This is a genomic window from Nonomuraea sp. NPDC048892, from assembly GCF_040649735.1.
In the GTDB taxonomy this organism is placed as follows: Bacteria; Actinomycetota; Actinomycetes; order Streptosporangiales; family Streptosporangiaceae; genus Nonomuraea; species Nonomuraea maheshkhaliensis.
Genome location: NZ_JBEZFZ010000011.1, coordinates 225,079 through 244,525, shown reverse-complemented (window position 1 = coordinate 244,525; position 19,447 = coordinate 225,079). Strand labels below are relative to the sequence as shown.

Here is a 19,447-nt window from a genome sequence, read left to right as displayed (position 1 = left end):
CGCTCACGTTCGCGTGGGGCCGGTGGCGGCGCGTTCCGCCCGCAGTTCGGCGCAGCTCTCGCCGATGATGTCGAAGAGCTGCTCCACCCGGTCCCGGTGGGTGCGGTGGCTGACGACGCAGACCCGGATCATGTACCGGCCGCCGATCCGCGTGCTGGACAGCAGCGCCCGGCCCCGCGCGATCACGCGGCGCAGCAGCTCGGCGTTGAACGTGTCGGCATCGCTCCCGTCCTCCGGAACCCAGCGGAAGGCGACGGCCGTCAGGCTCGGCCGCCACGGAACCTCGAAACCCTGCTCGCGCAGCCGGTCGTGAACGAGTTCGGCCAGGTCGAGCTTCTCGTCCAGGGCGCTGCGGAAGGCGGCCAGGCCGTGCAGCTTGATCGGCAGCCACAGCCGCAGGCCGCGGAAGTCGCGGGTCAGCTCCGGGGAGTACTCGCTGAAGTTGGGGATCTCCTCCTCCTCGCTCAGGTCCTGGAGGTAGGCGGCGTCCATGTGGTGGGCCTGGCGCAGCAGGGCGCCGTCGCGTACCAGCAGCGCGCCGATCCCGTACGGCAGGAACAGGGCCTTGTGCGGATCCATCGTGATCGAGTCGGCCAGCTCGATGCCGCGCAGCCGGGCCCGGCCGCGTTCGGTGAGCTGGAACGGGCCGCCGTAGGCGGCGTCGACGTGGAACCACGCGCCGGCCCGCCCGGCGACGGCGGCGAGCTCGGGGAGCGGGTCGACGGCTCCGGTGTTCGTCGTGCCCGCGCTGCCGATCACCAGGAACGGCCGCAGCCCGGCCCGCCGGTCGTCCTCGATCATCCGCTCCAGCGCGGCCGGGTCCATGGCCAGGTCAGGGCCGGTCGGCACGGCGCGTACGTACGCGCGCGGGACGCCCGCCAGCAGGGCCGCCTTGGCGCAGGAGGCGTGGGTCTGCTCGGTGACGTAGACGGTGCCGTCGAGGAAGCTCTCACCGAGCCGGGCGACGCGGGCGGTCACGATGGCCGAGAAGTTGGCCATGGAGCCGCCGGAGGTGAGGATGCCGCGCGCCTGCTCGGGGTAGCCGAACAGGTCGCAGAGCCAGCGGACGGCCGTGGCCTCGATCTGCGCGCAGGCGGGGGCCAGCTGCCAGACGGAGACGTACTTGTTCATCACCGCGGCCATGAAGTCGGCGAGCGCGGCCGCGTAGAGGCCGCCGCCCGGCACGTAGGCGAGATAGCCCGGCCCGGCGCTGGCGGCTCCGACGCGGGCCGCCGCGTGCAACGTGGACAGCAGGCCCGGCAGCGGGCTGCCCAGCTCGGGAGCCGGCTCGCGCAGCGCCTTCGCCAGGTCCTCGCCGCCGGCCGGGTCGAAGGCGGGCAGCTCCGGCAGGTCGCGCAGGTACTCCTCGGCGAAGGCCAGCACGGCCTCACCCATCTGACGCACCTGCTCCGGGCCTGGCTCCAGGGGGTAGTGCATGGCATCTGACATGGTCCGTATCCTGACATCCGCCCTCTACCGGACGGCAACCGTGGTCCGCACCGGCTGCGGTGCGGCTGGCGACCGTGCTCGCCGGCGGGTTCTGGAGCGGACGGCGACCGTGCTCGCGACTGTGCTGGTGACCGTGCCCGGCGGTGGCCACGGATAGGCTTTGGCGCATGTTCCCGGAGGGAGAGCCCAGGCCGCGCCTGACCGGCACGGCGGGCGGCGAGCCGAAATATCAGGCCATCTACCGCGACCTCCTGGCCCGGATCGAGGCGGGCGACGTCGCGACCGGACAGCCGCTGCCCTCACAGCGGGAGCTCGCCGACCACTACGGGGTCAGCCTGATGACCGTCCGCCAGGCGCTGCAGCGGCTCGGCGCGGAGGGGCGGATCGAGCAGCGGCACGGGCTCGGCACGTTCGTCGCGGGCCCGCCCGTGATCCCCTACCAGCTCAACAGCCTGGGCAGCCTGGCGGAAGAATTGGCCGAGCAGGGCATCGATCTGGAGACGGTGCTGCTCGGGGTGCGCCGCGGGCCCGCTCCCGCGCCGGTGCCCGCGCAGCTGGGGCTGGGGCCGCACGACGAGGTCACGGTGGTCGAACGGCTGCGCGTGGTGGGCGGGACGCCGGTGATCCACCAGCTCTCCTACCTGCCGCCCGGCCTGGCCGCCGACCTGGACGCCGGCTTCGAGGCGGGTCTTGACGCCGACGAGCTGAAGCGGACGCCGCTCTACCGGCTGATCGAGGAGCGGGGCGGGGTCACGCCGTCGTGGGCGACCGAGGCGATCAGGCCGGTGGTCCTGTCGGAGGAGCAGGCCCGCCTGCTGGAGCAGCCCGCCGGAGGCGCCGCGCTGCTGAGCGAGCGGGTGACGTACGACGTGGACGATCGACCGGTGCTGGCCGACCGGGCGATCATGTGCGCGTCGCAGGTGGTGTTCACGACCCGCCGCCAGGCCCCCGAACGCCCAGCAGTCGCCCTACGCCTCGACCACCCCACCACCTGACCACCCGACACGTGATTGACCGGCGCCCGACCGCTCGCAGCCCCGACCGCTCGGCACTCGAGTGCTCGGCATCTGACTGGCCGGCACCTCAGTGCCGGCCACGTGGACGCCCGGCACCGGGGGGTCGGCGTGCCCTGGCGGGGCTGCGTCTCACGCCCTGGGCGAGTTCGCGGGCGAGCGCTTCCACGGCAGCCACGCCGCCGGCCGGGTCGGGGGCGTTCATCAGGGCGCGGACGAACGCCGAGCCGACGATCACGCCGTCCGCGAACGCGGCGACCTCGGCGGCCCGTGCCGCGTCCCCAACGCCGAGCCCCACGCACACCGGCAGGTCCGTGACCTCCTTCACACGCGCCACCAGCTCTTTCGCCCCGGTGCTCACCAGCTCCCGCTCCCCCGTCACGCCCATCACGGAGGCCGCGTAGAGGAAGCCGCGCGAGGAGCGGGCGGCCACCTCGATGCGTTCGCGGGTGGAGGTGGGGGCGACCAGGTGGACGCGGTCGAGGTCGTGCCGGTCGGCGGCGGCGTGCCAGGCGGCGGCCTCCTCGGGCAGGAGGTCCGGGGTGATCAGCCCCGCGCCGCCGGCCGCGGCCAGGTCGGCGGCGAAGCGGGCGACGCCGTACCGGTCGATCAGCGTCCAGTAGGTCATGATCAGCGCGGGGGTGCCGCGCAGGGCGCGAACGGCGCTCAGCCCGTCGGCCGGGGTGGTCCCGCGGGCGAGCGCGGCCTCGGTGGCGCGCTGGATGAGCGGGCCGTCCATGAGGGGGTCGGTGTACGGCAGGCCCACCTCGACCGCGTCCACCCCGCCCGCGACCATGGCCCGCATGGCCGCCACCGAGGTCGCGACGTCGGGGAAGCCGACAGGCAGGTAGCCGATGAGCGCGGCCCGGCCTTCCCGCCCCGCCCGCTCGACCACCGCGCGGACACTTCCATGCCCGCCTTCCCGCCTCTCCCCGGACAAGCCCGCGCTCCCGACTTCCTGAACCTGCTCAAAGCTCGCGTGCCCGGCTTCGGAACGGGTGTTCATGCGTCCGCCTCCATCAGCCCGAAGTACCGGGCGGCCGTGTCCATGTCCTTGTCGCCGCGCCCGGAGAGGTTGACCAGGACGATCCCGTCCGGTCCCAGCCGCCGCCCCTCCCTGATCGCCCCAGCCAGCGCGTGCGCGCTCTCGATCGCCGGGATGATCCCCTCGGTGCGGCACAGCAGCTGGAACGCCTCCATGGCCGCCGCGTCGTCCACGGCCTCGTAGCGGGCCCGGCCTGTGTCGTGCAGCCAGGCGTGCTGCGGGCCGATGCCGGGATAGTCGAGCCCGGCGGAGATGGAATGGCTCTCCTGGGTCTGTCCGTGTTCGTCCTGCAGCACGTACGTCCGGCTCCCGTGCAGGATGCCGGGCGTGCCACCCGAGACGGCGGCGGCGTGCCGGCCGGTGCCGATCCCGGCGCCGCCTGCCTCCAGGCCGACGAGTTCGACGCCGGGGTCGTCGAGGAAGGCGTGGAAGATGCCGAGCGCGTTGGAGCCCCCGCCGACGCAGGCGCAGACGACGTCGGGCAGCCGTCCGGTCAGGTCGAGGATCTGCCGCCGCGCCTCGGTGCCGATGATCTGCTGGAACTCGCGCACCATGGCAGGGAACGGGTGCGGCCCCGCGACCGAGCCGATGAGGTAGTGGGTGTGCTCGACGTTGGTGACCCAGTCGCGCATGGCCTCGTTCATGGCGTCCTTGAGCGTGCGTGAGCCCGAGCTCACCGGGACGACCGTGGCTCCGAGCAGGCGCATCCTGACCACGTTCAGCGCCTGGCGGCGCATGTCGACCTCGCCCATGTAGATCACCGCCTCCAGCCCGAGCAGGGCGGCGGCCGTGGCGGCGGCCACGCCGTGCTGGCCCGCGCCGGTCTCGGCGATGATCCGGCGCTTGCCCATACGCCGGGTGAGCAGCGCCTGGCCGAGCACGTTGTTGATCTTGTGGGAGCCGGTGTGGTTGAGGTCCTCGCGCTTGAGCAGGACGCGGGCGTTCCCGGCGTGCCCGGCGAAGGACGGCACCTCGGTGATGATGCTCGGGCGGCCCGAGTACGAGCGGTGCAGCTCCTCCAGCCGGTCGCGGAACGCCGGGTCGCCGAGCGCGTCGCGGTAGGCGGCGTCCAGCTCGTCCAGGGCCACGACCAGGGCCTCCGGGGTGAACCGGCCGCCGAATCGGCCGAAATACGGCCCGGCGCGGCCGGTCAGGGTCTCCGTCATCGGGCACCTCCCTTATCTAGTGTTCTAGAAGACTAGAACTTGATGAACGGGCTCGTCAATCAGCAGTCCGTGAGTGGCGGCGTCAGGGATGGTCCGGCGCCCCTTCCGTACAGTGAAAGCAGGGGGAGCGACCACGACGGCGGGGAGCCGGCCATGAGCGCGCACAGCGACCACCCTCACACCAGCGGCGACGCGATCTCGGTGAGTGTCGTGGGCGGCGGCATCGGAGGGCTCACCACCGCACTCTCACTGCTGCGCCGCGGCGTCGACGCCCACGTGTACGAGCAGGCCGCCGAGCTGAGCGAGGCCGGCGCGGGGGTGCAGATCAGCCCGAACGCCTCCCGCGTGCTGCACGGGCTCGGCCTGGCCGAGGACCTGGAGCGGACGGGCATCAAGCCGGTGGCCCTGCACCAGCGGCGCTGGGACGACGGCCGCACCCTGGCCCGTTCGCCGCTCGCCGGGCCGCTGCAGGCCGCCTTCGGCTTCCCCCACTACCTGATGCACCGCGCCGACCTGCTCGCCGCGCTCGCGAGGCGCCTGCCCGCCGAGCGGCTGCATCTGCGGCACCGTCTCACCGGACTGACCGATCACGGGGATCGCGTCGAGGCGAGGTTCGCGAACGGCGCCCGCGCCGAGGCCGACGTGCTGGTGGGCGCGGACGGCATTCACTCCCCCACGCGCGCCGCCCTGTTCGGGCCCGAGCATCCGCGTTTCACCGGCTGCGTCGCCTATCGCGGCCTGGTGCCGGCCGAGCGGCTGCGCGGTCTGGGGCTGGAGGTCACCACGCAGCTGTGGATGGGGCCCGGCGGGCACTTCGTGCACTACTTCGTCGGCGGCGGACGGCTGGTCAACTTCGTGGCGATCGTCGAGCGGGACACCTGGACGCGGGAGTCCTGGACCGACCGCCGGGATGTCGCCGAGGCGCTCGCCGCGTTCGAGGGCTGGCATCCGCAGGTGCGGGCGATCATCGAAGCGGTGGACGAGACGTACCTGTGGGCCCTGTTCGATCGCGCCCCGCTCCCGCGCTGGTCGGCCGGCCGGGTGACGCTGCTGGGGGACGCCTGCCACGCGATGCTGCCGTTCATGGCCCAGGGGGCGGCGATGGCAATCGAGGACGCCGCCGCCCTCGCCGCCCGCCTCGCCGCCGCCCAGGCCGGCCCCCGGCAGGACCTCGCCGCCGCCCTGCTGCGGTACGAAGCCGCGCGCATCCCGCGTACGTCACGACTGCAGGCCATGTCGACCGCCAACAAGACGGAGTTCCACCTGCCCGACGGGCCCGCCCAGGTCGAACGCGACGCCCGGATGGCCGGTGGGGTGCCCGGCATGTCGTTCCAGGCGCTGGCCTGGGTCTACGGTCACGACGCCGCCGCCTGACCGGCTCCCGTCAGTACGTGCCCGGCGGCCGAGCACGTCCGGCGCACGTCCGGCGTGCGACCGGCCTCGGCGCATTCCCCGCCGCGACTTCAGCCGTGGCGGGTCGGCAAAGTGGGCTCAGCCGCGGCGGGCCGGGGCCCAGCCGTGCCCCCATCCGCCCTGGATCATCGTCTGGAACGCCCACCCCTCCTCCGTGCGGACGAGCAGGTCCGCGTAGTGCATGCGCTCCTCGCGGCCCTCGATCGTCATCGTGGCGTCGGTCTCGACGACCACGAGGTTCGGGCTGACGAAGTGCGGGGTGCGGACCGAGGTCAGGCCGAGGCCCGCGGTGCCGCCGCCCATCGCCTCCTTCATCGCCTCGACGTACTCCTGCCTGCTCCACTGCTTGACGGCGGCGTGTCCGCCGGGCACGTCGGTGACCACGTTCATCGGGAAGACCGCCAGGTCGGCGAGCTCCTCGATCGCCCCCTGCTCGGCCAGGGCGTCGTAGCGTGCGAACCAGCCCTCCACACTCGCCCGGTCGTCGTCGCTCGGCTGGTAGACCATGAGAACCCCTTCCTTGCCGTACGTTGTACCGTACATCATACGGCAGGCGTTCGCGACGGCATTTCCCGGCGGGCGGCGGAGGCAGGGGCGGTCGAACCGGAGCGGAGGTCCCCGCGTAGTCTCTAGGAGACCAGCCAAGACTCGGAGGAACGCTCTGTGGTGAGTGGGATCCCAGGGGCCCTGCCCGCCAGGAGACCGAAACCGAACGCCATCTGCGTCGGCGGCCCCTGTGACGGCATGCTCACCCACATCGAGCAGGATGTCGGCGTCGTACGGGTGCGCTTAAAACCCGATCTCCAGACCCGCGGCGTCCGCTACCGCATCACCGCGGGCCGCGTCCACCATCCTTCGTGCAACGCGCCGTTCGTCGTGCTGAGCTGGGCCGGCGACGACGCCGGGGACTGAGCTCCCACAACCCCGAAAACCCCGGAACCCGTACGAAAACCTCCGGCGCGCCCGCTCCCGGGCAGGCCGCGAGGCGCCTTCGGCGTGCCCGGACCCGGCGCCCCTCACCTCCGGAGCGGCACCACGCCCACTAATTGCAACTTGCTGGCAATTGCGTGTTATGTGCAGAATGTGGTGTTTCCTCAGATCATGAACGCCACCTCTCACCTCCGGAGACGCACCACATGAGAAGGTTGCTCGTGCTGCTGGCGGCTCTGACGCTGACCGCCTGCGGGCAGGCGCCCCCCGCCCAGGAGGCCGGGCCCGCCACGGCGCCGGCCGGTTTCCCCGTCACGATCCAGAACTGCGGCCGCACGCTCACCTTCGACCGGCCTCCGGTCAAAGTGGTGAGCGGCTACCACCCCTCGCTGGAGACCCTGTTCGCCCTCGGCCTGAGCGACCGGGTCGCCGGGCGGACGAACTTCTCCGAAAGCGCCTTCCTGCCGGGCCACAGGGAGCTGTACGCCCGGATCCCGGAGATCTCCCCGACGATCATGCTGCCGCAGAAGGAGGTCATGCTCGCCCAGGGCGCCGACTTCGTCCTGGACAACGCGATGGCCTCCTTCGACGCCGCCGGCGGCTACGCCACGGTGGCGGAGCTGGACGCGGCGGGCTCCCCGGTCTACATCCTGGGCGGCTGGTGCGGCCCGAGGGAGACGCTCGAGTCCACCCTGGAGGAAACCTTCACCGACCTGCACAACCTGGGCCGGATCTTCGGCGTCCCCGACCGCGCCGCCAAACTGGCCGCCGGCCTGCGGGCCGGGCTCGACGACGTGCGCAGGCGGGTCGGCGGCCGGCCGCCGGTCAAGGTATTGGCCACCGACGGCGGCAGGGGCCCGGTCAACGCCTACGGCGACGCCGGCCTGACCCACCAGCTGATCACCGCCGCCGGCGGGCGCAACGTGCTGGAGGGCGTCAAAGGCGACTACACCGAGGTCAGCGTGGAGCAGGTCAGCGCCGCGCAGCCGGAGGCCGTCCTGGTCAGCGAGTACGCCACGCTGCGAGGCGAGACGACGCCGACCGTGCGGGCCAAGACCGCCGACACCTTCGCCGTGATCAGGAACAGCCCCGCCGCCAAGGCCCGGCGCGTGCTGGCGCTGCCGGTGGCGGCCCAGCATCCCGGCTACCGCAACCTGCTGGCCGTCGCCGACATCGCCCGCTTCCTGCACCCCGGCGCGTTCCCCTCATGACCACGGCGACCACCCTTGACCAGGCGAGCGCCGCCACCGCGGGGCCGGGCCGGCGCCGCGCCCGCTACCTCGCGCTCGTCGCCGGGCTGGCCGTGGCCGTGCTCGCCTCGACCTGGCTGGCGGTGAGCATCGGCGCGGTCCACGTCGCGCTGCCGCAGGCGTGGGGCATCGTCGCCGACCGGCTGGCGCCGGGCCTGTTCCCGCGCACGTGGACGCCGGTGCAGGAGCAGATCGTGTGGGAGTTCCGGCTGCCGCGGGCGCTGCTGGCGCTGCTCGTCGGAGCCGGGCTCGCAGTCGTCGGGGCGGTGCTGCAGGCGCTGGTGCGCAACCCGCTCGCCGACCCGTTCTTGCTCGGCGTCTCCTCCGGCGCGTCGTTCGGCGCCGTGCTCGTGCTGATCCTGGGCGCGGGAGCGCTGGGCGGGCTGTCGCTGTCGGGCGCCGCCTTCGCCGGCTCCCTGCTGGCCCTGGGCCTGGTGTACGCGCTGGCGCAGCGGGCGGGCCGGATCACGCCGTCGCGGCTGGTGCTGGCCGGGGTGGCGCTGGCCTACCTCTTCCAGGCTCTCTACAGCTTCGTGCTGCAGCAGGCGCAGAGCGGCCGGGCCGCCCAGCAGGTGCTGTTCTGGCTCATGGGCAGCCTGGGCGGGGCCCGCTGGCACATGCTGCCGCTGCCGGCCGCCGTTCTGGCGGCGGGCCTGGCGTACCTGCTGAGCCGGCATCGCCCGCTGAACGCGCTGGCCGCCGGCGAGGAGAGCGCCGTCTCCCTCGGCGTGAACGTGCAGCGGCTGCGGGTCACGCTCTTCGTCCTCACCTCCCTGCTGGTCGGCGTGCTGGTGGCGACCAGCGGCGCGATCGCGTTCGTCGGGCTGATCGCGCCGCACGCGGCCCGCCTGCTCGTCGGCGCCGACCACGGCCGGGTGCTCCCGGTCACCGCGCTGCTGGGCGCGGCGTTCCTGCAGCTGGTGGACGTCGCGGCGCGCACCATCAGCGCGCCGCAGGAGCTGGCGCTGACCATCGTCACCGCGCTGTTCGGCGTGCCGTTCTTCCTGTGGCTGCTGCGCCGCCGCTCGGCCGAGCGGGCGGTGAGCGTCGCATGAGGCTCGATCTGAGCGGCGTCTCGGCGCATCTCGACGGCCGTCCCATCGTGCACGAGGCCGGCCTGATGGTGGCCGACGGCGAGTTCGTCGCCCTGGTCGGGCCGAACGGTTGCGGCAAGTCCACCCTGATGCGGACGATCTACCGGGCACTGCGGCCCTCGGCCGGGCTCATCACCGTGGACGGCGACGACGTGCACCGCCTGTCCTGGCGCGAGTCGGCCCGGCGGACGGCCGTGGTGGCGCAGGAGACGCCCGCCGAGCTCGACTTCACGGTGGGCGAGGTCGTGCTGATGGGGCGCACGCCGTACCGGCGCGTTCCCGCCGCCGACGAGGAGCGGTGCGCGCGGGCCCTCGACCGGGTCGGCCTGTCCGGCGCGCGGGAGCGCGTCTACGCCACCCTGTCCGGCGGCGAGAAGCAGCGCGCGCTCGTCGCCCGTGCCCTGGTTCAGCAGACCCGCCTGCTCCTGCTCGACGAGCCCACCTCTCACCTTGACGTCCGCCACCAGCTGGAGATCCTGCATCTGGTCCGCGAGCTGGGGGCGGAGCTGGGCATCGCCACGCTGGCAGTCCTGCACGACCTCAACCAGGCCGCCGCGTTCTGCGACCGCCTCTACGTCATGGGCGCCGGCCGCATCCTGGCGGGCGGCCCGCCCGATCAGGTCCTCACCCCCGAACTGATCGCGCGGGTGTACGGCGTGCGCGCCGTACACCGCACCCAGCTCGTCTTCGAACGGCTCGGAGGCAGCCCCTGATCGCGACCCGCTCCCCCTATTACGATACAGTTCTGCTCTGTATTTGAATGGAAAGGGACGGAGATCAGCCATGGGTGCGTACGTGCTCGGGTTCCACGACATCGGCAGGGCCCAGCTCCCCCTGGTCGGAGGCAAGGGCGCCAACCTCGGGGAGCTGTCGTCCATCGGCGGCGTCGAGGTCCCGTACGGGTTCTGCGTCACCACCGACGCCTACCGGGAGGTCGTGGAGGCCGACGCGCGGGCCGGTGCGCTGATCGACGGGCTGGCCGGGCTGCGGGCGGACGACCGGGAGGCGATCGCCACCGCCGCGGCGCGGCTGCGTGCCGTCATCGAGGCGTTGAGCGTGCCCGAGGAGATCCGGCGCGAGATCGCCCGGCACCTGGAGGAGGCGGGCGGCGACGGCGTGGCGTGCGCGGTGCGCTCCAGCGCGACCGCCGAGGACCTGCCCTCCAGCTCCTTCGCCGGCCAGCAGGACACCTACCTCAACGTCCGCGGCGCGGCGGCGGTGATCGATGGCGTGCGGCGGTGCTGGGCGTCGCTGTTCACCGACCGGGCGGTGGCCTACCGCATCAGGAACGGCTTCGACCACCGCGCCGTGCGGCTGTCGGTGGTCGTGCAGCGGATGGTCTTCCCCGACGCGGCCGGCATCATGTTCACCGCGGACCCGGTCTCCGGCAACCGGACCGTGGTCTCGATCGACGCCGGGTTCGGCCTCGGGGAGGCGTTCGTCTCGGGGCTGGTCAACGCCGACAACTACCGGGTCAGGGGCGGGCGGATCATCGGCAGGAAGGTCGCCGTACAGACGAAGGAACTGCGCGCCGCCCCTGACGGCGGCACCGGGGAGCAGCCGGTCGAGCCGGGACACCAGAATGTCCAGAAGCTCACCAACGGCCAGATCCTGCGGCTGGAGAGCCTGGGCCGGCGGATCGAGGCGCACTACGGCGAGCCCCAGGACATCGAGTGGGCCCTGCACGACGACCGCCTGTACGTGCTGCAGAGCCGCCCCGTCACCACGCTCTACCCCGTGCCGCCCGCCGACGACGGCAGGAACCACGTGTACGTCTCCTACGGGCACCGGCAGATGATGACCGACGCCTTCGCCCCGCTCGGCCTGTCGTTCTTCGCCCTGCTGCACGACCGGCTCGGCCGCACCGCCGGCGTCGTGGCGGGCAACCGCTTCTACAAGGACGTCTCCGCCGAGCTCACCTCCGCCTGGGCCAGGCCGGCCACCCTCAAGAGCCTCGCCCAGGTCGACGTGCTCATGGCGGACGGCCTGCGCACCGTGCTCAAGGACAGGGACTTCACCGCCTCGCTGGCGCGCGGCCGCACCTCGATGCTGGACTTCGGCGACGCCGGCCCGCTGACGATCGCGCGCCAGTACCTCAAGCTCTCCCGTGAGGACGACCCCGGCGTCGTTCCCGCCCTCATCGCGCACACCGAGGAGACGGTGGAACGGCTGCGCGCCGACCTGGCGGGCAAGTCCGGCGACGATCTGTTCCAGTACATCATCGACGACCACGCCGTCCTGGCCGAGCTCACCTTCGACCCGCGCAGCGTGGCCGCGGCCTTCGTCGGCATCCAGGCGGTGAACTGGGTCGACAAGCACATGGAGTCCTGGCTGGGCGTGAAGAACGCCGCCGACGCCATCGCCAGGTCCGCCGACCACAACGTGGTGGCCGCCATGGGGCTCGGCCTGCTGGACGTGGCCGACGTCGTTCGCGCGCACCCGCAGGTCGTGCGCCACCTGGAGACCGCCCCGCGCGACACCCTCCTCGCCGGCCTGGACGGGCTCGACGGCGGCGCCGAGGTGCGGGAGGCGCTGGAGGGCTACCTGCGCGCGTACGGCATGCACTGCGCCGGCGACATCGACATCACCAGGACCAGGTGGAGCGAGGACCCGGCGCCGCTCGTCCCGCTCATCCTGGCCAACGTGCGCACCTTCGCGCCCGGCGAGCGCCGCCGCAGGACGGAACAGGGCCGCGCCGAGGCGGAACGCGCCATGGAGGACCTGCTCGGCCGGGTCGGGAAGCTGCCCGGCGGCGCGGCCAAGGCCAGGCGGGCGGCCAGGAAGATGAGCCTGATCCGCCACTTCATCGGCTACCGTGAGTACTCCAAGCACTCCCTGCTGCTGCGGTACGGGCTGTACAAACGGGCCCTCATGGCGGAGGCGGCGGGGCTGGCGGAGCGCGGGGTCGTCGAGGCGCCAGAGGACGTGTTCTTCCTGTCCATCGAGGAGTTCAGGACCGCGGTCGCCACCGGCGAGCTCGACCCCGCGCTCGTCACCGCCCGGCGCGAGGCCCACGAGGTCTACCGGAAGCTGACCCCGCCGCGCGTGATCACCTCCGAGGGGGAGGTCTTCTCCGGCGCCTACGACGCCGGCGCCCTGCCCGAGGGGGCGCTGGCGGGCATCGCCGTGTCGTCCGGCGTCGTGGAGGGCCGCGCCCGGGTCATCCGCGACCTCGCCGAGGCCGACGTGGAGGAGGGGGACATCCTCGTGACGGTCTGCACCGACCCGAGCTGGTCCCCGCTGTTCGTCTCGGTCAAGGGCGTGGTGATGGAGGTCGGGGGCGTGATGACGCACGGCGCCGTGGTGGCGCGCGAGTACGGCCTGCCCGCGGTCGCCGGGGTGGACGGGGCCACGGAGCGGATCGAGGACGGCCGGCTCATCCGGGTCAACGGCAGCGAAGGCTACGTCGAACTGCTCCCCAGCCCCTGACCTGCCGCAGCGGCTAGGCGGGCTCGGTCGGCTCGGCCCGGTCGTACCGCTCCACCGCGGCCAGCGCCTGCTCGACGTGGTCGTGCACGGTCACCGCCCGATCGGCGCCGGTGATCTGCAGCAGCCGGGCCACCCTGGGCCGGACCCCGGCCAGGTGCACGCCCGCGCCGTGGACCCGGGCGAGCATGGCCGCGGCCAGCAGCACGGCCAGCCCGGAGCTGTCCAGAAACGTCAGCTCGCTCACGTCGACGACCAGATGCTCGTCCAGCCGCCGGCGCACCCGATCGAGGTACGTCTCCAGGTCGGCGGACGTGCTGGCGTCCACCTCCCCCGCAATCGTGATCACGCTGATCACTTCGCCGGCCGCGACACGCCGGTGGCTCAGGCTGAGGGCAGACATGGCGACCTCGCTGTGACGGTCAGAGTGCCGACAGGGTGCACAGGCATTGCGGTGAATGCCGTCCGCTGCTTAGGTTACGGCTGAAGACTGTTGCACGAAAGACTATTCGTCATAGGATCTTCATGTAAAACTTTTCATCCATCTCCGCAGAGCCGGAGAAGCCGCGGAGGAAGCACACACGACCGTGCACGCAACCGAGAACGAACCGTCCACCTGGACCTTCCTGACCCATCACGCCCGGGTGCTGGTGGCGATCACGCGCGACCCCGGGGTGCGGCTGCGGGAGATCGCCGAGGTCATCGGCATCACCGAGCGGGCGGTGCAGAAGATCGTCTCCGACCTCTACCAGGCCGGCTATCTGACCCGGGAGCGGGTCGGCCGGCGCAACCACTACAGCCTCAACCTCGACCAGCACTTCCGCTACCCGACCGAGGCCGACCTGCCCATCAGCATGCTGATCGGGATCTTCACCGACCGCGAGCCACCGCACCAGACCGGCTGACGGCACTCCCGGGAAGCCGTCGCCGGGAGCGCCTTTGCCAAGACCATGCGCACCCGGGCAGCCGCGACGACGGCTCCCGGGTACGGGTGAGTCGATGGGGGAAAGGGGATCGCCGTCGGCGGCGGTCGACTCGAAAGGGGGGCCGCCGATGTCCGGCTGGAGCATCCACGAGCTCACCGCGATCGGCACGGCCGAGAAGCTGCAGCTCTCCTCCCGGCGGAGCGACGGCAGCCTGCGCCGGCCCGTGGCCGTGTGGGTGGTGCGCCACGGCGACGACCTGTACGTCCGCTCCCTGCACGGCCGCGAGGGCGCCTGGTTCCGGGGCACGCAGACGCGGCACGAGGGCCACATCTCGGCCGGCGGCGTCGAGCGGGACGTGGAATTCGCCGACGCCGGCCACTCCCTCGACGACGAGATCGACGGGGTGTATCTCGCCAAGTACCACCGTTACGGGCCGAACCTCCTGGCCGGCGTCGTCAACCCCGCCGCCAGGGCCGCCACGATCAGACTCGTGCCCCGCTGACCCCACGACCGCCCACCGCCGGCTCCGGGAGCGGGCCCGATGCCGGCGGGCGGCTTCCTGCTCGCCCGCCCCGCGATCCCCACCCGAACGGCTGCGCCCCCGGAACGTCACCGCTGCGCTGTCGCCGCCCGCTCAGGCGTGCCCGCGCGTGCGGGAGCGGCGGGGCGCATGACGTGGACCAGCAGGGCCAGCCCGGCGAAGATGGCGGTGCCGACGAGGCCGGTGACGTGCAGGCTCGTCGTGAACGCGGCCCGCGCGGCGTGCAGCAGCTCCGCGGCCTGGCCTGCGGGCAGGTGCCCGGCGGCGGCGACCGCGCCCGCCAGCGAATCCTTCAGCGAGCCGGGCAGGGAATCAGCGAGCGAGCCGGACATGTCGTTCATGCGGCTGGCGTAGACCAGCGTGCCGACCGCGCCGAGCAGTCCCAGGCCGAGGGAGCCGCCGAGGTAGTTGCCGGTCTCCGACATCGACGCCGCCGAGCCCGCGCGGTGCGGCGGCACGGATCCGACGACCAGCCCGGTGCCGAGCGCGAACAGCGGGCCGGTGCCGAGCGCCAGCACGGTGATGCCGGTCATCACCAGCGGCAGCGAGCCGGCGCCGCCCACGGCGACCAGCAGCAGCGCGCCCAGCGCGGAGCAGGCCAGCCCGGCGGCGATCGCGGTCGTCCCGTCCATCCGCCTGGCCAGGGCCGGCGCGAGCATGGTGCCGGCCGCCGTGCCCAGGCCCATCGGCGCGAACAGCACCGCCGCGGCGACCGGCGAGTGTCCCAGCACGCCTTGCAGGTACTGGGTGACCATCAGCCCGGTCCCGGCCATGGCGACCCCGGCCAGGACCAGCGCGACGAGCACGGCGGTGAACGGGCGGTTGCGGAACAGCCGCAGGTCCAGCAGCGGGGTCTCCAGGCGCAGCTGGCGTCGTACGAACACGGCTCCGACGGCCGCCCCGGCGACGAGGGCCACCGCCGGCCCGGCCTGCGCGCCCTCGACGGTCAGCTGCTTGATCCCGTACACCACCGACAGGACCGCCACGAGGGACAGCCCGACGCTGACCGGGTCCAGCCGGCCGGCCTGGTCGCCGCGGTGCTCCGGCAGCAGGAACGGCCCGGCGAGCAGCAGCACCGCCATCGCCGGGACCGCGACCAGGAACACCGACCCCCACCAGAAGTGCTGCAGCAGCAGCCCGGCCAGCACGGGCCCGAGGGCGCCGCCGGTGAACTGGCAGGTCGCCCAGATCGCGATGGCCCGCCCGCGCTGCCGCTCGTCGCGGAACAGGTCGATGATCAGGGCGAGGGTGGACGGGGTCAGCGTCGCGCCGGCGACGCCCAGCAGCGCACGCGCGACGATCAGCATCAGCGGGCTGACCGAGAACGCGGCCACGACCGACAGCACCAGGAACGCCGCCCCGCCGATCATCAGCAGCCTCCTGCGCCCGATGCGGTCGCCGAGCGTGCCCATCGTGATGACCAGGGCGGCCACGGTGAATCCGTACCCGTCGGTAATCCACAGTTGCTGGACGCCGGTCGCGCCCAGGTCGGCGCTCAGTTGCGGCAGCGCCAGGAGCAGGGCCGTCATGTCCATGGCGACGAGCAGGGTCGGTAGTGTGAGGACGGCCAGTCCCAGCCAGGCCCGGTTGACACGCATGTGGCGAACTTCCTGTTCTCTCGACGTTTCGCCGGGAGGTCGGAGCGGCCGGACGTTTATCGACATCGGCGCGGGCCCGTTTCCGTTCGTATCCGTACCGCCTGGCATGTCGAGGCCCTGCGGGAAGATTTCTGGAGAAAGTCCGGGCGAGGACGTCAAGACGGCGGCGGCGGCTCCGACCGACCGGCGAAGGGCCCCGCCCATGGGGCTCGCCCACACGAGGAGTACGCGATGAAATTCCTGATCAACCTGCACATCAACCCGGCCGTGCTGGACGCCCTGACCGACGAGGAGAAGGCCGCGATCGGCGACGGCCACGCCGCGTTCATCGAGGCGCTGAAGCGGTCCGGCGAGCTGATCACGACGCAGGCGCTGGCCGACCCTTCCCAGGCGGCGGTGGTGACCGTGCGCGACGGCCGGCCGGTGGTGACCGACGGCCCTTTCCTGGAGGCCAAGGAGTATCTGGGCGGCTTCTACCTGATCGACTGCGAGAGCAAGGAGCGGGCGATCGAGCTGGCGGCGCGGATCCCGGACAGCGCGATCGAGGGGCTGGGGGTGGAGGTGCGGCAGGTGATGTTCGCTGACGGACAATTGGAGTCATGACGACTCCGGCCGTCGAGGACCTGCTGCGTGAGCTCACGCCACAGGTCCTCGGCACGCTGACCCGCCGCCACGGGCAGTTCGAGGGGTGCGAGGACGCCGTGCAGGAGGCCGTCCTCGCCGCGACCGTGCAGTGGCCAGTCCAGGGCGTGCCGGACAACCCGCGCGGCTGGCTGATGACCGTCGCGTCCCGGCGGTTCATCGACCAGTTGCGCAGCGACCACGCGCGGCGCGAGCGCGAGTCGGCGACGGCCGCCGAGGTGACGCCCGAGGAGGTCCCGGGCACCGACGACACGCTGGTCCTGCTGTTCCTGTGCTGCCATCCGACGCTGACCGCGGCCTCGCAGACGGCGCTGACGCTGCGTGCGGTCGGCGGCCTGACCACCGCCGAGATCGCCCGCGCGTTCCTGGTGCCCGAGGCCACGATGGCGGCCAGGATCAGCCGGGCCAAGCAGCGGATCAAGGCTGCGGGCAGCTCGTTCAGCCTGCCGGACGGCGCGGAGTGGCAGGAGCGGCTGCGGGTCGTCCTGCACGTGCTCTACCTGATCTTCAACGAGGGCTACACCGCCTCGTCGGGCAGCGAGCTGCACCGCGCCGACCTCGCGCACGAGGCGATCCGGCTGACCAGGATGGTGCACGCGCAGCTGCCCGGGGACGCCGAGGTGACCGGGCTGCTGGCGTTGATGCTGCTCACCCACGCGCGCCGCGAGACGCGTACGACGGCGGCCGGTGACCTGGTGCCGCTGGACGAGCAGGACCGCAAACGGTGGGACCGCGAGCTGATCGACGAGGGCATCGAGCTGGCCAGGTCGTCGCTGGGCGCTCCGGAGCTGGGGCCGTACCAGCTCCAGGCCGCCATCGCCGCCACGCACGCCGACGCCGCCTCGGCGGAGGAGACCAACTGGCCGCAGGTGCACGCGCTTTACCTGATCCTGGAACGCATCGCACCCAATCCGATGGTCACCCTCAACCGGGCGGTCGCCCTGGCCGAGATCGAGGGGCCGGCCGCCGGGCTGGCCCTGCTGGCCACGCTGGACGGTGACGCGCGGATGGCCGGGCATCACCGGCTGCTGTCCGTGCGGGGGCATCTGCTGGAGAAGGACGGGGATCCGGGCGGGGCGTACGAGCACTACCGGCGCGCCGCGAAGGCCACCGCCAGCCTGGCCGAGCAACGCTACCTGGAGTCCCGGGCCCGCCGGGTGCGGCCGTAGGTCCGCGCGCCGCTGCCGCCCAGGTTGCGGGCGGCGGGTGCGGGCGGCGGGCCTGGACGGCGGGTTTGGGCGGGCCTGGGCGGGTCGGTCACATGAGCGGAGGAACGACGTAAAGGTCGTCCTTGCGTGCGGTCAGCTCGCACACGACGTCGATGACGCCTTCGACCGCTCTGACGGCCTCGGTGAGGGCGATGGCCCGCGACCGGGTGGCGACCTCGCCGGTGATCGTGACGACGCCGCGCTCGATCCGCGCGCCGACCTCGTCCGGACCGGCGAGCGCCGCGTCGACGTCGGCCGCCAGCTCGTGCTCGGGGCGGGTGAAGACGCGCAGGACGTCGCGCTGGTGCAGGGTGCCGGCGATCCGCCCGGTGACCGGGTCGATCACGGGAAGCTGCTTGACGCGCCGCTCGTGCATCAGGCGGGCGGCGTCGCGTACGGGAGTCTCGGGCGTGACGGTGATCGCCGGGGAGGTCATGAGGGTGCCCGCGGTCACCGCAGCGGCCTTGCGGTGCTCCAGGCGGCGCCTGGACGACTCGAAGATCGACACGCTGTGCCGTACCGGATCGACCTCCTTGAGCAGGAGATCGTCCTCGGAGACCACGCCCACCGGCCGGCGGTCGGCGTCGATGACGGTCACCGCGCCCACCGCGAACCGCTTCATCGCGGCCACGATGTCCGCGAACGACGCGTCCTGCGGCACCGCTATGGCCACCCTGCCCATGACGTCCTTGACTTCGATCGGCATGACGTCCACCTCACCTTCTCCTCCAACGGTCCTCCGCGCCGGGCCGGACCGGCAGCAACGAACGTCCCGACTCCCATGGGCCCAACGACCCTGCGCGCCAGGGCCGGATGGGGAGACGGCCGCGCCGAATGCAAAGGCGCCGCGCGCAAGCGGCCTCAGCACGCGAGCGGCCCGGATCCGGCCATGCGGAAGGGGCAAGGGCCGGCTGTGCGGGACGGTGGCTGACGGATATATCGGCACGTGCCCTACCTTCTACTGAGCGAGTGCCGACAGAGAGGATCTTCCGTACATGAGGCACCACGAGAGCGCGGCCGCTGGGCCGGGTGGCCGGCGATGAGCGGCGCGGAGCTGATCGAGCGCGTGCACGCCGTGCTGGAGGCGCCCAGGCCCTGGTCCGTCACCCAGGTCGGCGACCCCGTGCTGCGCCGCACGGCCGCTCCTTACGACGGCCAGTTGCCCGACGGGCTGCTGCGCGAGCTGCTCGACGCGATGTTCCGCCACCTGCCGGGCGTCGGGGTGGGGCTGGCCGCGCCGCAGATCGGCATCCCGCTGGCGCTGGCCGTCATCGAGGACCCGGCCGACGTCCCGCCGGAGGTCGCCGCCGAGCGTGAACGCCCGCCGCAGCCGCCGCTCGAACTCGTCAACCCCGTCGTCACCCCGCTCGGCTCCGACTCCCGCGCCTTCTACGAGGGCTGCCTGAGCGTCGAGGGGCTGACCGCCGTCGTCGCCCGCCATGCGCGGATCCGGCTGTCGGCGGTCGACGGGAACGGGCGCGCGTACGACATGGAGCTGTCCGGCTGGCCGGCCCGCATCGCCCAGCACGAGACCGACCACCTGAACGGCCTGCTGTACCTCGACCGGGCCGATCTCCGCTCGCTCTCGACCATCGCCAACCACGAACGATTCGTCGCCTCCCCGCAGCCCGGTCCCGCACCGGCCTGAACGATCCCGCTCCTGGTGGCCGGCTCGGAGGGCCGGCATGCCTGGCCGCCGGGAGCACGGCTTCCGGCGGCGCGGGACCACGTGATCCGCCTTTGGGC

19 protein-coding genes are annotated in these 19,447 nt (G+C 72.8%); 12 read left to right on the top strand and 7 right to left on the bottom strand.

What is annotated here, in order from left to right; all coding sequences use genetic code 11:
• Positions 1 to 3: 3 nt before the first annotated feature.
• The gene (locus AB0C28_RS32535; protein ID WP_358079846.1) at positions 4 to 1,449 is read right to left on the bottom strand and encodes an aminotransferase class V-fold PLP-dependent enzyme; all 1,446 of its coding nucleotides are present in this window, start codon (positions 1,447 to 1,449) and stop codon (positions 4 to 6) included.
• 167 nt (positions 1,450 to 1,616) lie between these two features.
• Between AB0C28_RS32535 and AB0C28_RS32530 the strand changes: the two genes are divergently transcribed.
• On the top strand, positions 1,617 to 2,444 hold the full coding sequence (locus AB0C28_RS32530) for a GntR family transcriptional regulator (RefSeq protein WP_357859663.1): 828 nt from the start codon (positions 1,617 to 1,619) through the stop codon (positions 2,442 to 2,444).
• A gap of 88 nt (positions 2,445 to 2,532) precedes the next feature.
• On the opposite strand, the gene trpA is transcribed toward AB0C28_RS32530, so the two are convergent.
• Positions 2,533 to 3,357: a tryptophan synthase subunit alpha gene (gene trpA, locus AB0C28_RS32525; RefSeq protein WP_358079904.1), complete on the bottom strand. Its 825-nt coding sequence runs from the start codon at positions 3,355 to 3,357 to the stop codon at positions 2,533 to 2,535.
• Positions 3,358 to 3,464: 107 nt separating this feature from the next.
• Complete coding sequence (gene trpB / locus AB0C28_RS32520; protein WP_358079844.1) at positions 3,465 to 4,673, bottom strand: tryptophan synthase subunit beta; 1,209 nt, start codon at positions 4,671 to 4,673, stop codon at positions 3,465 to 3,467.
• A gap of 153 nt (positions 4,674 to 4,826) precedes the next feature.
• Here trpB and AB0C28_RS32515 point away from each other — a divergent pair, with 153 nt between their 5' ends.
• Positions 4,827 to 6,047: an FAD-dependent monooxygenase gene (locus tag AB0C28_RS32515; RefSeq protein ID WP_357859669.1), complete on the top strand. Its 1,221-nt coding sequence runs from the start codon at positions 4,827 to 4,829 to the stop codon at positions 6,045 to 6,047.
• Positions 6,048 to 6,164: 117 nt separating this feature from the next.
• Here the strand turns inward: AB0C28_RS32515 and AB0C28_RS32510 are convergent, their stop codons facing one another.
• Positions 6,165 to 6,632 carry a nuclear transport factor 2 family protein gene (locus AB0C28_RS32510; RefSeq protein WP_358079842.1) on the bottom strand — a complete coding sequence of 156 codons (468 nt, stop codon included), beginning with the start codon at positions 6,630 to 6,632 and terminating at the stop codon, positions 6,165 to 6,167.
• A 117-nt stretch (positions 6,633 to 6,749) separates the two neighbouring features.
• On the opposite strand from AB0C28_RS32510, the gene AB0C28_RS32505 reads away from it, so the two are divergent.
• The 5 genes from AB0C28_RS32505 to rph all read left to right on the top strand — a co-directional run bounded on the left by AB0C28_RS32505 (position 6,750) and on the right by rph (position 12,789).
• Positions 6,750 to 6,998, top strand: coding sequence for a hypothetical protein (locus AB0C28_RS32505; protein ID WP_358079840.1), 249 nt, complete (start codon positions 6,750 to 6,752; stop codon positions 6,996 to 6,998).
• 224 nt (positions 6,999 to 7,222) lie between these two features.
• On the top strand, positions 7,223 to 8,227 hold the full coding sequence (locus tag AB0C28_RS32500; RefSeq protein ID WP_358079838.1) for an ABC transporter substrate-binding protein: 1,005 nt from the start codon (positions 7,223 to 7,225) through the stop codon (positions 8,225 to 8,227).
• Positions 8,224 to 9,321, top strand: coding sequence for an iron ABC transporter permease (locus AB0C28_RS32495; RefSeq protein WP_358079836.1), 1,098 nt, complete (start codon positions 8,224 to 8,226; stop codon positions 9,319 to 9,321). The genes AB0C28_RS32500 and AB0C28_RS32495 overlap by 4 nt, the downstream gene beginning before the upstream one ends.
• On the top strand, positions 9,318 to 10,073 hold the full coding sequence (locus AB0C28_RS32490; RefSeq protein WP_357859684.1) for an ABC transporter ATP-binding protein: 756 nt from the start codon (positions 9,318 to 9,320) through the stop codon (positions 10,071 to 10,073). Before AB0C28_RS32495 ends, AB0C28_RS32490 begins: the two co-directional genes overlap by 4 nt.
• A 70-nt stretch (positions 10,074 to 10,143) precedes the next feature.
• Complete coding sequence (rph, locus tag AB0C28_RS32485; RefSeq protein ID WP_358079834.1) at positions 10,144 to 12,789, top strand: rifamycin-inactivating phosphotransferase; 2,646 nt, start codon at positions 10,144 to 10,146, stop codon at positions 12,787 to 12,789.
• 13 nt (positions 12,790 to 12,802) lie between these two features.
• On the opposite strand, the gene AB0C28_RS32480 is transcribed toward rph, so the two are convergent.
• Positions 12,803 to 13,135 carry an STAS domain-containing protein gene (locus AB0C28_RS32480; protein WP_358079832.1) on the bottom strand — a complete coding sequence of 111 codons (333 nt, stop codon included), beginning with the start codon at positions 13,133 to 13,135 and terminating at the stop codon, positions 12,803 to 12,805.
• 238 nt (positions 13,136 to 13,373) lie between these two features.
• Here AB0C28_RS32480 and AB0C28_RS32475 point away from each other — a divergent pair, with 238 nt between their 5' ends.
• Together AB0C28_RS32475 and AB0C28_RS32470 are read left to right on the top strand one after the other, a co-directional pair.
• Entirely contained in the window at positions 13,374 to 13,691 is a 318-nt protein-coding gene (locus AB0C28_RS32475; RefSeq protein ID WP_357859692.1) for a winged helix-turn-helix domain-containing protein, read from the top strand.
• Between the two features lie 148 nt (positions 13,692 to 13,839).
• Positions 13,840 to 14,214 (top strand): DUF2255 family protein, encoded by a 375-nt coding sequence (locus AB0C28_RS32470; RefSeq protein WP_357859695.1) that lies wholly within the window; start codon positions 13,840 to 13,842, stop codon positions 14,212 to 14,214.
• A 107-nt stretch (positions 14,215 to 14,321) separates the two neighbouring features.
• Here AB0C28_RS32470 and AB0C28_RS32465 read toward each other — a convergent pair whose 3' ends face one another.
• Positions 14,322 to 15,851 carry an MFS transporter gene (locus tag AB0C28_RS32465; protein WP_357859698.1) on the bottom strand — a complete coding sequence of 510 codons (1,530 nt, stop codon included), beginning with the start codon at positions 15,849 to 15,851 and terminating at the stop codon, positions 14,322 to 14,324.
• Positions 15,852 to 16,082: 231 nt separating this feature from the next.
• Here AB0C28_RS32465 and AB0C28_RS32460 point away from each other — a divergent pair, with 231 nt between their 5' ends.
• Together AB0C28_RS32460 and AB0C28_RS32455 are read left to right on the top strand one after the other, a co-directional pair.
• Positions 16,083 to 16,454: a YciI family protein gene (locus AB0C28_RS32460; RefSeq protein ID WP_357859701.1), complete on the top strand. Its 372-nt coding sequence runs from the start codon at positions 16,083 to 16,085 to the stop codon at positions 16,452 to 16,454.
• A complete protein-coding gene (locus tag AB0C28_RS32455; protein ID WP_357859705.1) occupies positions 16,451 to 17,662 on the top strand; it encodes a DUF6596 domain-containing protein in 1,212 nt (403 codons plus the stop codon). The genes AB0C28_RS32460 and AB0C28_RS32455 overlap by 4 nt, the downstream gene beginning before the upstream one ends.
• Positions 17,663 to 17,750: 88 nt before the next feature.
• Here the strand turns inward: AB0C28_RS32455 and AB0C28_RS32450 are convergent, their stop codons facing one another.
• Positions 17,751 to 18,407 (bottom strand): CBS domain-containing protein, encoded by a 657-nt coding sequence (locus tag AB0C28_RS32450; RefSeq protein WP_358079830.1) that lies wholly within the window; start codon positions 18,405 to 18,407, stop codon positions 17,751 to 17,753.
• Between the two features lie 333 nt (positions 18,408 to 18,740).
• Between AB0C28_RS32450 and AB0C28_RS32445 the strand changes: the two genes are divergently transcribed.
• Complete coding sequence (locus tag AB0C28_RS32445) at positions 18,741 to 19,349, top strand: peptide deformylase (RefSeq protein WP_358079828.1); 609 nt, start codon at positions 18,741 to 18,743, stop codon at positions 19,347 to 19,349.
• Positions 19,350 to 19,447: the final 98 nt, after the last annotated feature.

Coding starts and splice junctions, on each gene's coding strand:
- AB0C28_RS32535 (WP_358079846.1), bottom strand. CDS start 1,449: ATGTCAGATGCCATGCACTACCCCCTGGAGCCAGGCCCGGAGCAGGTG.
- AB0C28_RS32530 (WP_357859663.1), top strand. CDS start 1,617: ATGTTCCCGGAGGGAGAGCCCAGGCCGCGCCTGACCGGCACGGCGGGC.
- trpB (WP_358079844.1), bottom strand. CDS start 4,673: ATGACGGAGACCCTGACCGGCCGCGCCGGGCCGTATTTCGGCCGATTC.
- AB0C28_RS32515 (WP_357859669.1), top strand. CDS start 4,827: ATGAGCGCGCACAGCGACCACCCTCACACCAGCGGCGACGCGATCTCG.
- AB0C28_RS32510 (WP_358079842.1), bottom strand. CDS start 6,632: ATGATGTACGGTACAACGTACGGCAAGGAAGGGGTTCTCATGGTCTAC.
- AB0C28_RS32500 (WP_358079838.1), top strand. CDS start 7,223: ATGAGAAGGTTGCTCGTGCTGCTGGCGGCTCTGACGCTGACCGCCTGC.
- AB0C28_RS32495 (WP_358079836.1), top strand. CDS start 8,224: ATGACCACGGCGACCACCCTTGACCAGGCGAGCGCCGCCACCGCGGGG.
- AB0C28_RS32490 (WP_357859684.1), top strand. CDS start 9,318: ATGAGGCTCGATCTGAGCGGCGTCTCGGCGCATCTCGACGGCCGTCCC.
- rph (WP_358079834.1), top strand. CDS start 10,144: ATGGGTGCGTACGTGCTCGGGTTCCACGACATCGGCAGGGCCCAGCTC.
- AB0C28_RS32470 (WP_357859695.1), top strand. CDS start 13,840: ATGTCCGGCTGGAGCATCCACGAGCTCACCGCGATCGGCACGGCCGAG.
- AB0C28_RS32465 (WP_357859698.1), bottom strand. CDS start 15,851: ATGCGTGTCAACCGGGCCTGGCTGGGACTGGCCGTCCTCACACTACCG.
- AB0C28_RS32460 (WP_357859701.1), top strand. CDS start 16,083: ATGAAATTCCTGATCAACCTGCACATCAACCCGGCCGTGCTGGACGCC.
- AB0C28_RS32455 (WP_357859705.1), top strand. CDS start 16,451: ATGACGACTCCGGCCGTCGAGGACCTGCTGCGTGAGCTCACGCCACAG.
- AB0C28_RS32450 (WP_358079830.1), bottom strand. CDS start 18,407: ATGCCGATCGAAGTCAAGGACGTCATGGGCAGGGTGGCCATAGCGGTG.
- AB0C28_RS32445 (WP_358079828.1), top strand. CDS start 18,741: ATGAGCGGCGCGGAGCTGATCGAGCGCGTGCACGCCGTGCTGGAGGCG.